Raw genomic sequence first — 14373 nt, 5'->3', positions numbered from 1 at the left:
AACTACTTTACAAGATTACTTACAAAAATACTACTGGAAAAGAACAAACAGTAACTATTACTGATAAGATTCCAGAACATACAACTTATGTAGAAGGTTCAGTAGATAATAACGGAGTTTACAAGGATGGAACAATTACTTGGACTAAGGAAAAAGTAGCTGATGGAGAAACATTTGAAGTTACTTTCAAAGTAAAAGTAAATGATGATGTAAATGGCGAAAAGATTCTTAACAAGGCAAATGTAGTAGATGGAAATAACAACTTTGATACAAATGAAACAACAAATCCAACACCTACAAAGCCAGTAAAGGATGTATTTGAACCACAAAATGATCGTGTAAGTATTGATGGACAAGTAGTTAAGGCAGGACAAGAATTACTTTATAAAGTTACTTATACAAATACTACAGGAAAAGACCAAAAAGTTGTAATAAAGGATAGAATTCCAGAACATACAACTTATGTAGAAAATTCAGCAGATAATAACGGAATTTACAAAGATGGAGAAATCACTTGGACAAAAGAAAAAGTAGCTAATGGAGAAACATTCGAAGTTACTTTCAAAGTAAAAGTAGATGAAAATGTAAATGGCGAAAAGATAGTAAACAAGGCAAATGTAGTAGATGGAAGTAACAACTTTGATACAAACGAAACAACAAATCCAACATCAACAAAACCAGTAAAAGATGTTTTTGATAGTAAAGATGATAAGACAAGTATTGATGGCAATGAAGTAAAAGCAGGTCAAGAATTAGTTTATAAGATAACTTACAAGAACACAACTGGAAGTAAGCAAACTGTAACAATAACTGACAAGATTCCAGAACATACAAAATTCATTTCTGCAGATAATGATGGAAAAGAAAAAGATGGAACAATAAAGTGGGTTAAAGAAGTAGAAGATGGAGAAACTTTAACAGTTAGCTTCAAGGTAAAAGTTGATGAAAAAGTAAATGGTGAAAAGATAGTAAACAAAGCAAATGTAGTAGATGGAAACAATAATTATGATACAAATGAAACTACAAACCCAACACCAACAAAACCAGTAAAAGATGTTTTTGATAGTAAAGACGATAAGACAAGTATTGATGGTAAGGGAGTAAAAGCGGGACAAGAATTGCTTTACAAAGTTACTTACAAGAATACAACAGGTAAGGAACAAAAGGTTGTAATAAAGGATAGAATTCCGGAACATACAACATATGTAGAAGGTTCTGCAGATAATAACGGAGTTTACAAGGACGGAGAAATTACTTGGACTAAGGAAAAAGTAGCAGATGGAGAAACATTCGAAGTTACTTTCAAGGTAAAAGTAAACAGCGATGTAAATGGCGAAAAGATAGTAAACAAGGCAAATGTGGTAGATGGAAATAATAATTATGAAACAAATGAAACTACAAATCCAACACCATTAAGACCAAGACCACAAGTACCAAAGACAGGATATGGAGTAAATACAGGATTATATACAGTATTACTAGGATTATCAGCTGGGGCACTTGGAGGAATGAAGATCAGATATAGAAGAAAGAGAAAGAAATAGTTTCTTAAAAGTTAATATTTGATACAAGAAAGATAGAAAAGATTGGGAATTATAAACCCAATCTTTTTTTGTATAATAATTTATTATTCTAAATTTTTATATAATATAGAGATTATTTATATTAAATTATTAAAAACACTTGACATAATATATATATATATATAATGGTATGTGAAAAGATATACATTTTAATCTAAATATTAAAAAAATTTATATAAAAATTCTACAATTGTTGAATAATATAAGAGAAAAGTCGTTATTTTCAAAAATTTACTTGAAGTATAGACAATTTTAATTAATTGTGATATAATACAAAGTACTAAACTTTTAACTAAATTAATAAATTTTCAGTAATTTGGAGAGTTTCTTTATTGTTTACATTGCAGATAAAATCTGAGTTTATATGCAATGTAAATTGAAAAGTTAGTAATTTTTTAATTTAGATTTCTTATGGAAAGGAGAAAATGATATGAGAAGAAAGATTTATAAAACCCTATTATCATTATTAATGGTTGTGGGAATGATTCTTCAAGTAGTTAGTTCAACTGTTGTTGCTGAAGGAAAACAAGTTGATGCAACAATTAAAAAGTTCGAAATTCAAAATTTAAGTGGACAAAAAGTAGATAAAGTATTTGTGAGTGATAGATTCTACTTAAATATGGATTGGGATGCTAGTTCAAATGGAGCAAATCTGAACGAGGGAGATTATTTTGATATTACATTACCAGATAAGATGAAATTTCCTTCTGATACAACAGCAACAGAATTTAATATTTATGGAGAAGATGGTAAGACTGTCATTGCTACAGCTAAGGTTATGCCTGGAGCTGGAGATAAAGGTGGCAAGGTTCGAGTTACTTTTACAAAATGGGTTAAAGGAAAAGAAAATGTTAAAGGAAATGTACGTTTAGCTGCAGTATTCGACAAGGAAGCTGTTAAGAAAAATGAAAAGAACAAATTTGATATTACAGTTAATGGAAAAGTTACTCCTACAGAGATAACTGTAGAAGGACCAAAAGAATTACCAAAAGATGAAATACTTGCTAAATGGGGACAATCCGGAGCTAATGCGAATGAAGCAGAATGGTGGGTTAGAGTTAACTACAAAAAAGCAAATATGACTAATGCAGTTATAACTGACCATTTAACTGGTGGAACTGGAGATGAAACATATATTCCAGGTAGTTTCAGACTAAGACGTGTTGAATACAATAGTGTAGGAGATTATTCAAAAGTTTATGAGGATGTTGATTTAACAGGTAAACTTACACTTTCTGCTGATAAAAAGACATTTACAATTAATTTAGGGGAAGTGAATGGTGACCAATATCGTCTTATTTACAAAACAACTTATACACCAGGAACTACACTTCATAATAATGTAAAAATTACTTCAAATGAAGTTAATACAACTACAACTGGAACTCATATTTCTGCAGAATCTGGTGGTTCTGGAACAGGTAATTTAGCTAATAAGATTAAATTAATCAAGGTTGATGCTGAAGATAATACTATTAAATTAGCAAATGCAGTTTTCGAAGTTACTGCTCCAGATGGAACTAAGTCTGAATTAAAAACAGGAGCTGATGGAACTATAACTTCTGGTTCCCTTACTTCAGGAACTTATAAAGTAAAAGAAAAAACTGCTCCAACTGGATACCTTTTAAATGAAGAAGAATTTACATTGGTAGTATCACCTAAAGGTGGAGCAATAAAGACAATTACTAATAAGAGAATTAAGATTAATATTTCTGGTAAAAAGACTTGGGATGATGCAAATAACCAAGACGGAAAAAGACCTGCAAAAATCAAAGTAAATTTACTTGATGATGATAAGAAAGTTGTTCAAACAAAAGAAGTAACTCCAGATGCTGATGGTAACTGGAATTATACTTTTGAAAATGTTGATGAATACAATGTAAAGACAGGTAAGAAGATTAATTATACTGTTTCAGAAGAAAAAGTAGATGGATATAGTACAGAAATAAATGGACATAATATCAAGAATTCTTACACACCTAGCAAGACAAGTATTCAAGTAACAAAAGCTTGGGAAGACAAAGAAAACCAAGACGGAAAGAGACCTGAAAGTGTAACAATTAAGTTATTAGCTGATGGAGTTGCAACAGATAAGACTCTTACTTTAACAAAAACAAACAATTGGACAGGAAGCTTTACTGGACTTGACGAATACAAAGACGGAAAGAAAATTGTTTATACAATTGAAGAAGAAGACGTTGGTAATGGATATTCAGGATTTATTGCACAAACTTCAGAAACAGGATTTAATGTAATAAATAAAAGAGAAACAGAAAAGACATCTGTAGAAGGATCAAAGACTTGGAATGACAATAACAATCAAGATGGAAAGAGACCTATAGAAATAACAATTAATCTATTAAAGAATGGAACAAAAATAGATTCAAAGAAAGTTACTGAAGCTGAAGGTTGGAAGTGGAAATTTGAAAATCTTGACAAATATGAAAATGGACAAGAAATCAATTACACTATTTCAGAAGAAAAAGTTGAAGGTTATACTACAGAAGTTGCTGGATATAATGTAAAGAACTCTTATACTCCAGGAACAACAGGTATTCAAGTAACAAAGGCTTGGGAAGATAAAGAAAACCAAGATGGAAAAAGACCTGAAAGCATAACAATTAAGTTATTAGCTGACGGAGTTGAAACAGATAAGACTCTTACTTTGACAAAGGAAAACAACTGGAGCGGAAGCTTTACAAATCTTGATGAATATAAAGATGGAAAGAAAATTGTTTATACAATTAAAGAAGAACCAGTTGGAAATGGATATATTACTGAAATTATTGGCGATGCTCAAAAAGGATTTAAGGTAATAAATACAAGACAAACTGAAAAAGTAGAAGTTGAAGGCTCAAAGACTTGGAATGACAATAATAATCAAGACGGAAAGAGACCAAAAGAAATAACAATTAATTTATTAAAGAATGGTACTGTAGTAGATACTAAGAAAGTTACAGAAGCTGAAGGTTGGAAGTGGAAATTTGAAAATCTTGACAAATACGAAAATGGAAAAGAAATCAATTACACTATTTCAGAAGAAAAAGTAGATGGATATACTACAGAAGTTGCTGGATATAATGTTAAGAACTCATATACTCCAGGAAAAACAGGTCTTCAAGTTACAAAAGCTTGGTCAGATAAAGAAAATCAAGATGGAGTAAGACCTGAAAGTGTAACAATTAAGTTATTAGCTGATGGAGTTGAAACAGATAAGACTCTTACTTTGACAAAAGCAAATAATTGGAGTGGAAGTTTCACAGATCTTGACGAATACAAAGACGGAAAGAAAATTGTTTATACAATTAAAGAAGAAACTGTTGGAAATGGATATGTAAGTGTTGTTACTGGAACTGCAGAAGATGGATTTACAGTAACTAATACAAGAGAAACTGAAAAAGTAGAAATTGAAGGTTCAAAGACTTGGGATGATGCAAATAACCAAGACGGAAAGAGACCTAAAGAAATAACAATCAATCTATTAAAGAATGGTAATGTAGTAGATACTAAGAAAGTTACAGAAGCAGAAGGTTGGAAATGGAAATTTGAAAATCTTGATAAATTCGAAAACGGAAAAGAAATCAACTACACTATTTCAGAAGAAAAAGTTGAAGGTTATACTACAGAAGTAAATGGATATGATGTTAAGAACTCATATACTCCAGGAAAAACAGGTATTCAAGTAACAAAAGCTTGGGCAGATAAAGATAACCAAGATGGAAAGAGACCTGAAAGCGTAACAATTAAATTACTTGCTGATGGAAAAGAAACAGGAAAGACACTTAAATTATCAGAAGAAAATAAGTGGACAGGAAGTTTCACTGATCTTGATGAATATAAAGATGGAAAGAAAATCGAATATACAATCAAGGAAGAAGCTCTTAAAGATGGTTATGTAAGTGTTGTTACTGGAACTGCAGAAAATGGATTTACAGTAACTAATACAAGAGAAACTGAAAAAATATCTGTTGAAGGTTCAAAGACTTGGGATGATGCAAATAACCAAGATGGAAAGAGACCTACAGAAATTACAATCAATCTATTAAGAAATGGAAAGAAAGTAGACTCTAAGAAAGTTACAGAAGCAGAAGGTTGGAAATGGAAATTTGAAAATCTTGACAAGTATGAAGGTGGAAAAGAAATCAACTACACTATTTCAGAAGAAAAGGTAGAAGGATATACTACAGAAGTTAAAGACTACAATGTTAAGAATTCATATACTCCAGGAAAGACATCTGTTCAAGTAACAAAAGCTTGGGATGATAAAAATGACCAAGATAAGAAGAGACCTAATAGTGTAACAATTAAGTTACTTGCTGACGGAAAAGAAACAGGAAAGACACTTAAATTATCTAAAGATAATAAGTGGACAGGAAGTTTCACAGACCTTGATGAATATAAAGATGGAAAGAAAATTGAATATACAATCAAGGAAGTTGAAGTTGGTAATGGATATAAGACAGTTATTACAGGAAATGTAAAAGAAGGTTTTGTAGTAACTAATGTAAGAACACCAAATAAACCTAAACCAAGAGTACCACAAACAGGATTAGGAAGTTCTTCAGTTCTATATACCGCTTTAGTTGGATTATCAGGAGCTGTTTTATTTGCAGGATTTAGAAGAAAGAAAAAAGAAGATTAATTTTAGAAATTCTTTTAAATAGTAAAAGATAATTAAATATTTAGTATGTAGAGATACTGTTAAAAGAAGAGCATCAAAAAGATGCTCTTCTTTTTTTGTGATAAAAATATAACTTAATTGTATTTAAACTATATTTTTAAATATTACTTGAAAGACAGTATCAAATTGTAGTAAAATATAGTAAAAGTTGATAATTAGAAAGGAAATAATATGAATAAGGAGAATTTACTTAGTGGTGTTGAAGATACTTTATATATTCCTCTCGTTGCAAGAATATTTGCTTCCGAAAAATTTCCAAACTATTTTTATGATGAAAAAGCATTGTCATTAAAGCAATATATTCCTACAAATCTTATTGAAAAAAATGCTAGTGAATATTTTCATATGGCAAGTGTATGCAGACAAGATGTAATAGATAAAAAGATAATTAAATTTCTTGAAGAAAATGAGAATTGTAATGTTGTATTTTTAGGTGCAGGACTAGAGACTGCCTACAATAGAATTAACAATAAAAAAGCTAATTTCTATCAAGTAGATTTACCTAGCGTTATAGGAATTAGAAACAGAATTCTCGGAAATGCCGAGAACGAAAAGCTAATTTCCGGAGATATGTTTACTCTTGAATGGATAAAAGAAATAGATACAGAATTGCCAACTATGATTGCAGTTTCTGGAGTTTATCAATATTTTAATAAAGAAAAAATTGTGGAAATGGTTAAAAAAATGAAATCTCTTCTTCCCAAAGGAGAGTTGGTCTTTGATGCAACTAACACAAAAGGACTTAAAATTGCAAATAGATATGTTAAGAAAACTGGTAATGTAAATGCACAAATGTATTTTAGTATAGATAATGTAACTGAGTTTACAAAGCTAACAGATACAAAATTAATAGATGTTCAAGGCTTTTTTGCTAGAGCATTGAAAATCTGTTCAAATGCAAAAATAATAACTAAATTATTTATGTATTTTTCAGATAAATGGAATAGGACAAAGGTTATTCATTTGAAATTAAATTAATGGAGAAGTTATGGACAAGTTTATTATTTTAGGGATATTAATTTTACTTGGATTAGTATTTTTATATTTAATGTTTAATCCGCCAAAAAGAAAAAAATATAATTTAAAAAGGCTAACTTTTAATAATGAAAATAATTTTTCTTGTAAAACTCTTGGAAACGAGCTGTTTATAGCAAAAAGTAGTAGAAAGTTTATATTACCAACAGAATTTGACCTATGGACTGAGATTATTCTTTTCGAAAACGGTATTGCATTTAAAAGAAATAATAAAGAAAAGAAAGTATATTTTTCTGAAATATATGAAATAGAGCCAATGCTGATTAACTCACTTTTTGTAAAGGGTAAATATTTTGGTTACATTTTTAAATGTAATGATAATAGTATTATTGTAAAAAGTAATGATATAGAAGATTTAGAATTATTTATGGAAAAACTTTTTGATCTTTTTCCAAAAGAAATGATAAGAGAAATTTAGAACAAAATAGTCGATGTGGTTTTTAAACTGCATCGACTTTTTTATAATATGACAATTAATGTCATGTTGTGATATAATATTTCTAGGAGATGTTAAGAAATGAGAGATAGCAGACTATTTAGAATTTTATATTATATTTTGGAAAAAGGAAAAGTTACAGCAAATGAACTTTCTGAAAAATTTGAAGTATCAGTGAGGACAATATATCGAGATATTGATGTGATTAGCTCTGCTGGAATTCCAATTTATGCCACACAGGGAAAAGGTGGAGGAATAGAGATAGCAGATGATTTTGTATTAAAAAAATCTTTGCTTTCTGAAAAAGAACAGGAACAGATTTTAGTTGCATTAAAAGGTTTAGAGGGAATAAATAAACAATATGAAAATGAGCTTTTAACAAAATTGTCTGCCTTTTTCAAAATTAAAAATACAAATTGGATTGAAGTTGATTTTACAAATTGGCAAAGAGGTAATGAATATGACGAATTGTTTAATGATATAAAATCAGCAATTATAAATAAAAATATTATTAGATTTACATATTTTTCAAGCAATGAAAAAGAGACAAGTAGAGAAATAAAGCCAATTAGACTCTTATTTAAGGGTTGGGATTGGTATGTCTATACCTTTTGTTTACTTCGGAACGAATTTCGATATTTTAAATTGTCAAGGATTAGGGATTTAAAAATTCTTGATGAAAATTTTGAAGATAGTTATGAAGATGTTGTGCTAATAAAAGAAATGGAGTATAAGGAAACTGTCCGTGTTAAGTTAAAATTTGACAGGAAAGTGGCTTTTAGAGTTTATGATGAAATGGGAGATATTAAAGAAGATGAAGAAGGTAATTTATATGCAGAAATAGAGCTACCAAATGATTATAATCTTTATAATTATATTTTTTCTTTTGGAGAATCCGTAGAAGTTTTAGAGCCGATAGAAATTAGAAATAAAATTAGAGATATGATAAATAAAATGTCTAAAATATATAATATGACAAGAGGTGTCAGGTAATCTTTTGTATAATTAATATATAAGATACAAAGGAGGTTTACTATGAAATACGAATGGAAGAAAAATGAAAATTATTTATACGGTGTTAAACAAAAACCACAATTGATTGAAGTTCCAAGTGCATATTATATTATGATTAAGGGAGAGGGTAATCCAAATGAGAGCGACTTTTCCAATAGGGTTTCTGCTTTGTACTCTCTAGCATATGGAATAAAGATGTTATTTAAAAATATGAAAAAAGAAGAACTGGAATATTCTGATTTTACTGTATTTCCACTTGAGGGAATTTGGGAGAAATCAGATGATGAGGAATTTGATAAGAATAAATTGAAATATACAATTATGATTAAACAACCTAATTTTATTACAAAGGAAATTTTTGACTTAGCTTTTGAAAAAGTGAAAAAGAAAAAACCAAACGAATTATATGATGAAGTAAGTTTTGATTGTATTGAAAGTAAAAAGGCAATTCAGATTTTGCATATTGGTAGTTTTGATACAGAGATTGAGTCCTTTGAAAAATTGGATAATTTTGCAAATGAAATGAATTTAGAGAGAAGTGAAAAACTTCATACAGAAATATACTTAAATAATAAAAATCGAACTGCAGAAGATAAACTTAAAACAATATTAAGATACAATGTGAAATAAGGAGGCTTATTATGGCTAGACCAACTACTAAAGAAGATTTAATTATTAGCGCAAAAGAAAATTATGAAAAGTTAAATGAATTGATTTCTAAATTGTCAGAAAAAGAGCTGAATACTCCTTTTGACTTTTCTGCTGACGAAAAAAAGAAAGAAGCACATTGGAAAAGAGATAAAAATTTAAGAGATATTTTAATTCATCTATATGAATGGCATATGTTAATTTTAAATTGGGTAAATTCCAATCAAAATGGGGAAGAAAAGCCCTTTATACCAAAGCCTTATAATTGGAAAACCTATGGTGATATGAATGTAGAATTTTGGAAAAAACATCAAAATACACCTTTAGAAGAGGCAAAGAAAATGATTAATAAATCTCATAAGGATGTTTTAGTTTTGGCTGAAAAGTTTTCAAATGAAGAATTGTTCTCTAAAAATATTTTTAAATGGGTTGGAGGAAGTACATTGGGTTCATATTTTGTAAGTTCTACTTCAAGCCACTACGATTGGGCGATTAAGAAGTTAAAAGCACATCAAAAAAATTGTAAAAATTGATTCAAAATAGAAAAGGTATTAGGATGCATTTTGTAAAAGTAAAGGGAATATTATCTTCAAAAAACGGAATGAATTTATTTCGAGGTTGCACACATGGTTGTATTTATTGCGATTCAAGAAGTAAATGCTATCAGATGAATCATAGCTTTGAAGATATTGAAGTAAAAGAAAATTCATTAGAGCTTTTGGAAGATAGACTTAAAAGAAAAAGAAAAAAATGTATGATTGGTATGGGGTCAATGACTGACCCCTACATTAATGAGGAATTAAAACTTAATTATACAAGACAAGCAATAGAAACAATAAATAAATATGGTTTTGGACTTACACTCATTACAAAGTCATCAAATATAATTAGGGATTTGGATTTGTTAAAAGAGATTAATTCCAAGACAAAATGCGTTGTTCAAATGACATTCACAACCTATGATGAAAGATTGTGCAAGATAATTGAACCAAATGTTTCCACTACAAAGGAAAGAGTTGAAACCTTGATTAAATTAAGAGAAGCAGGAATACCTACAGTCGTATGGATGACTCCGATTTTACCATATATTAATGATACAGAAGAAAATATTATGGGCATTTTAAATTATTGCAAAGAGGCGAAAGTAAAAGGAATTTTCTGTTTTGGAATGGGACTTACCTTACGAGAGGGAAATAGGGAGTATTTTTATTCTAAATTAGATAAACACTTCCCATATCTTAAAGATAGATATATTAGAGAGTTTGGTAATTCTTATGTTATTAATAGTAGAAATAATTATAGATTGATGAAAATTTTTCGAGAATTCTGTGAAAACGAAAAAATAATGTATGACTATAATAAAATTTTTAGCTATTTAAATACATTTGAAGAAAAAGAAATATCAAAACAACTCAGTATTTTTGATTTGTAAAAAAATAGATTTTATGGAAGAATATTCTTTTTTAGAGTATTCTTTTTTGTTGAAATAAGAAGTAAAGTTATTATATTTTTGTGGATGTATCTTCGATACATTCACTTTTGTTTGCAACAAAAGTGTGAGATCTTTCGACTACACTACGTTTCGCTCAAGATGACGTATAAGGAGAAATCTGCGATTAAGAGCTAGACGTTAAAAGTAAATAAACTTCAATTGTTTAAAAATTTATGAGAAGTAAAATGTTGCACGTCATAGCAACTATTAAAGTAATGTCCCCAACACGTCATCTCGACTGGAGTAAATCTAGCCTTAACTTTGTTTACTTGTAAACAAAAGTAGGTCTGACGGAGTTATTGTATTATTTGAAACAATAACTCTGGAGATTTCCTAAAGCCCCTTAACTATTAAATTTACTATATCTAGTTTAAGATGTAAAAATAGAATTATAGATATTTTATCTGGGTAATATAGTAAAAAGAGGGTGATTATATGAATAAAAACAAAGAACAAATGTTGGATTTTTTAGTAAAAGAATTTATAGCAGATTCAGACGATTATAAACATATTCCAGTTCCTAAAGATGAAACTCAAAAGAAGGTTATTCTCCGCTCGCTTATGAATATTCGTATGCCGAAAAAAATGGATGATGAAGTTTTAAAAGTACAAGATGAATATTTAAAACTTTGCGCTGAAGAAAAGGAAATTGTAGAGCTTAAGGATATTCCAATTATTAAAGATGTTTTTTCTATTTGGCAAGGAGATATTACAAGACTTAGGGTTGATGCAATAGTTAATGCAGCGAATTCAATAATGCTTGGTTGTTGGGCTCCAATGCATCTATGTATTGACAATCAAATACATACTTTTGCAGGAATTCAACTAAGGGCAGAATGTAATGAAAAAATGCAGGAACTTAAGAAAAAATATGGTCAAGATTATGAACAGCCTACTGCTGTTCCGATGCTTACAGGTGCCTATAATCTACCTTCAAAAAAAGTAATTCATATAGTTGGTCCAATTGTTTATGGAGAGCTTACTAAAGAGCTTGAAAAAGAATTAGCTGAATGTTACGAAAAAACATTGGATATGTGTTTGGAAAATGGTCTTAAAAGTGTAGCATTTTGTTGTATATCAACAGGCGAATTTAGATTTCCAAAACAAAGAGCAGCAGAGATTGCAATTGAAACAACTAAAAAATGGGTTTTAAAACATCCAAAAGCTATGGATAGAATTATTTTTAATGTTTTCAAAGATGAAGATAAAAAATATTATGAAAAAATGATATAATATTATTATAAATTATAAAAATTAGATTAGGAGATAGTTATGAGTTTTGATTTATTTGTCTTTGAAAAAAGAGAAGAAATAAAAACTTCTTTGGATGTATTTGCTTATCAGGAGGAGTTCACAGAATATAAAGAAAATAAAGATTATGAATCTTTAGAGGGATGTTCTCGTGTAATTGCCTGCTGGGCTAAAAAAATGTTTGAAAAATTTCCACCAATAAGTGGGGAGTATGCTTTGCTTGATGAGATTGCCTATGCAACAGAGGATTCAGAAAATCATTTGACTGATTATAGCTTAGGAAAGAATGGAGCGTATTGTGCATTCTCATACAATGTTGAAGATGAGGCATTGGAATTTGTAAAAAGTATTGCAGATGAATATGGTGTAGGAATTTATAATCCTCAAAGTAGTGATGCGATTTTCTGCAAAGGGATTGATATATTAAAATGTAGAACAGAAAGCACAGACGACTTCGAATGTGATTGGGAAAATATTGAAAACTTTATTGAAAAATTTAATGATATTGACCGAGTAAATGAAAATGGAGGACTAACATTCATTACCATTTGGTATGAAACTGATGGAAAACAAGGTAATTTTATCCAATGTACTCCATGTTATAAAAATAAGGGATTTTTTTCATCATTATTTAGTAAGAAAATTTCAAATGAAATAGATTCCTATATTTTTGAAATAGAAAAAAACGGCGGGGTATATCAAACATTTATAGAAGATAAATCCGAACTTATAAAAGTTATAAAAGAATGGTGCATAGATAGAAAAGAGCCTGATATAAGAGAATATAAAAGGATTTTAGACTTGTAGGTAAAATATGAAAGAAAATTATGATAAAACAGATGGATACAGAGAAAGTATTCAAATGGGACTTAAGGGATTAAAGACTGTTGGGAAAAATATATCTTCTGAAAGTGAATTAAATAGAGAAAAGATTGAATTTTTAAAAAAAGAAATAAAAAATGCGGATGCAATTGTAATAGGAGCAGGAGCGGGGCTTTCAACTTCGGCAGGTTTGACTTATAGTGGAGAGAGATTTGAAAAATATTTCTTTGATTTTTCAAAAAAATTTGGAATAACTGATATGTATTCAGGTGGGTTTTATCCTTTTCCGGATAGAGAAACACTTTGGGCTTGGTGGGCAAGGCATATATATTTTAATAGATATATCGAACCACCAAAATCTGTTTACAGGGATTTGTTTTCCATTATAAAGGACAAAGAATATTTTGTTATTACGACAAATGTAGATCATCAATTTCAAAGGGCAGGATTTGATAAAAAACGTCTTTTCTATACTCAAGGTGATTATGGATTATTTCAAAGTGTAAATCCACAAAACCAAAAGACCTATGATAATGAAGAATGGGTTATAAAGGCGATAGAAGTTCAAGGATTTAAGAAAAATACAGAAGGATTTTTTGAAGTGCCAGAAAATAAGGAGATTTTAATGAAAATTCCAACTGATTTAATTCCAAAATGTCCTGATGATGGCTCTGATGTTACAATGAATCTTCGTGCTGATAGTTCATTTGTCGAAGATGAAGGATGGCATAGAGCATCAAGAGAATATTATAATTTTCTTGAAAAGTATAAAGATAAACATATACTCTTTTTAGAGTTGGGTGTAGGAAATAATACTCCTGTAATAATAAAATATCCTTTCTGGCAAATGACTATGGAAAATAAAAATTCAATTTATGCTTGTATTAATTATAAAGAAGCTTTTTGTCCTGAACAAATAAAAGACAGAAGCATTTGTATTGACGGAGATATTGGAGAAATACTAAAGAAAATTATGAAATAATAAGTTAATAGTTTTACGAAGGAATATTCTTTTTAAGAGTATTCTTTTTTTGTTGATGTATCTTCGATACATTCACTTTTGTTTGCAACAAAAGTGTGAGATTTCTCCATTTCGCTTCGCTACAGTCGAAATGACGTATAAGGAAGAATCTTCGTTTAGGAGCTTAACGTTAAAAGTAAATAAATTCTAAAAAATGTTAATAATTAGGAATAGAACAAAATAGTTTGCTATGCTTCGTTTCGGTCGAAATGACGTATAAGGGAATAACCTTCGATTAGGAGCTTAACGTTAAGAGTAAACAAACTTAAAATTTAGTTTATAAAAATTAAAAATTTTTTTCATTTCATAAATATTTCATTTTCATTTCATAAATATTTCATAAATCTAGTTTAAAATAGCTACTGTAAAGAAAATACATAGTGTTAAGGA

Annotated in this window: 11 protein-coding genes; all 11 read left to right on the top strand. The window is 29.2% G+C overall.

Annotated features, from left to right (window positions below):
• A partial coding sequence (locus tag RWJ08_RS04475) for an Ig-like domain-containing protein (protein WP_313961219.1) occupies positions 1–1544 on the top strand: 1544 nt, incomplete at its 5' end.
• 469 nt (positions 1545–2013) lie between these two features.
• A complete protein-coding gene (locus RWJ08_RS04470; protein ID WP_313961218.1) occupies positions 2014–6225 on the top strand; it encodes a Cna B-type domain-containing protein in 4212 nt (1403 codons plus the stop codon).
• A 210-nt stretch (positions 6226–6435) separates the two neighbouring features.
• Positions 6436–7242, top strand: coding sequence for a class I SAM-dependent methyltransferase (locus tag RWJ08_RS04465; RefSeq protein ID WP_313961217.1), 807 nt, complete (start codon positions 6436–6438; stop codon positions 7240–7242).
• 10 nt (positions 7243–7252) lie between these two features.
• On the top strand, positions 7253–7717 hold the full coding sequence (locus RWJ08_RS04460; RefSeq protein WP_313961216.1) for a hypothetical protein: 465 nt from the start codon (positions 7253–7255) through the stop codon (positions 7715–7717).
• 99 nt (positions 7718–7816) lie between these two features.
• On the top strand, positions 7817–8728 hold the full coding sequence (locus tag RWJ08_RS04455; protein ID WP_313961215.1) for a YafY family protein: 912 nt from the start codon (positions 7817–7819) through the stop codon (positions 8726–8728).
• A gap of 42 nt (positions 8729–8770) precedes the next feature.
• The gene (locus RWJ08_RS04450; protein ID WP_313961214.1) at positions 8771–9379 is read left to right on the top strand and encodes a GyrI-like domain-containing protein; all 609 of its coding nucleotides are present in this window, start codon (positions 8771–8773) and stop codon (positions 9377–9379) included.
• 11 nt (positions 9380–9390) lie between these two features.
• Positions 9391–9930 carry a ClbS/DfsB family four-helix bundle protein gene (locus RWJ08_RS04445; RefSeq protein WP_313961213.1) on the top strand — a complete coding sequence of 180 codons (540 nt, stop codon included), beginning with the start codon at positions 9391–9393 and terminating at the stop codon, positions 9928–9930.
• 23 nt (positions 9931–9953) lie between these two features.
• Positions 9954–10829, top strand: coding sequence for a radical SAM protein (locus RWJ08_RS04440; RefSeq protein WP_313961212.1), 876 nt, complete (start codon positions 9954–9956; stop codon positions 10827–10829).
• Between the two features lie 495 nt (positions 10830–11324).
• Positions 11325–12122, top strand: coding sequence for a protein-ADP-ribose hydrolase (locus tag RWJ08_RS04435; protein WP_313961211.1), 798 nt, complete (start codon positions 11325–11327; stop codon positions 12120–12122).
• Between the two features lie 39 nt (positions 12123–12161).
• The gene (locus tag RWJ08_RS04430; protein WP_313961210.1) at positions 12162–12947 is read left to right on the top strand and encodes a hypothetical protein; all 786 of its coding nucleotides are present in this window, start codon (positions 12162–12164) and stop codon (positions 12945–12947) included.
• 7 nt (positions 12948–12954) lie between these two features.
• Positions 12955–13944, top strand: a complete 990-nt coding sequence (locus RWJ08_RS04425) for a hypothetical protein (RefSeq protein ID WP_313961209.1) — start codon at positions 12955–12957, stop codon at positions 13942–13944.
• The last annotated feature ends 429 nt before the right edge of the window (positions 13945–14373 follow it).

This window comes from uncultured Parvimonas sp., assembly GCF_963524015.1.
GTDB lineage: Bacteria > Bacillota > Clostridia > Tissierellales > Peptoniphilaceae > Parvimonas.
Note: the sequence above shows the minus strand (reverse complement) of the source record. Positions and strands in the feature narration are given on the sequence as shown.

What these genes read in the sequence shown, in the direction of transcription:
- RWJ08_RS04445 (WP_313961213.1), top strand. Translation starts at nt 9,391, where the DNA reads ATGGCTAGACCAACTACTAAAGAAGATTTAATTATTAGCGCAAAAGAA.
- RWJ08_RS04430 (WP_313961210.1), top strand. Translation starts at nt 12,162, where the DNA reads ATGAGTTTTGATTTATTTGTCTTTGAAAAAAGAGAAGAAATAAAAACT.
- RWJ08_RS04470 (WP_313961218.1), top strand. Translation starts at nt 2,014, where the DNA reads ATGAGAAGAAAGATTTATAAAACCCTATTATCATTATTAATGGTTGTG.
- RWJ08_RS04435 (WP_313961211.1), top strand. Translation starts at nt 11,325, where the DNA reads ATGAATAAAAACAAAGAACAAATGTTGGATTTTTTAGTAAAAGAATTT.
- RWJ08_RS04460 (WP_313961216.1), top strand. Translation starts at nt 7,253, where the DNA reads ATGGACAAGTTTATTATTTTAGGGATATTAATTTTACTTGGATTAGTA.
- RWJ08_RS04440 (WP_313961212.1), top strand. Translation starts at nt 9,954, where the DNA reads ATGCATTTTGTAAAAGTAAAGGGAATATTATCTTCAAAAAACGGAATG.
- RWJ08_RS04425 (WP_313961209.1), top strand. Translation starts at nt 12,955, where the DNA reads ATGAAAGAAAATTATGATAAAACAGATGGATACAGAGAAAGTATTCAA.
- RWJ08_RS04450 (WP_313961214.1), top strand. Translation starts at nt 8,771, where the DNA reads ATGAAATACGAATGGAAGAAAAATGAAAATTATTTATACGGTGTTAAA.
- RWJ08_RS04455 (WP_313961215.1), top strand. Translation starts at nt 7,817, where the DNA reads ATGAGAGATAGCAGACTATTTAGAATTTTATATTATATTTTGGAAAAA.
- RWJ08_RS04465 (WP_313961217.1), top strand. Translation starts at nt 6,436, where the DNA reads ATGAATAAGGAGAATTTACTTAGTGGTGTTGAAGATACTTTATATATT.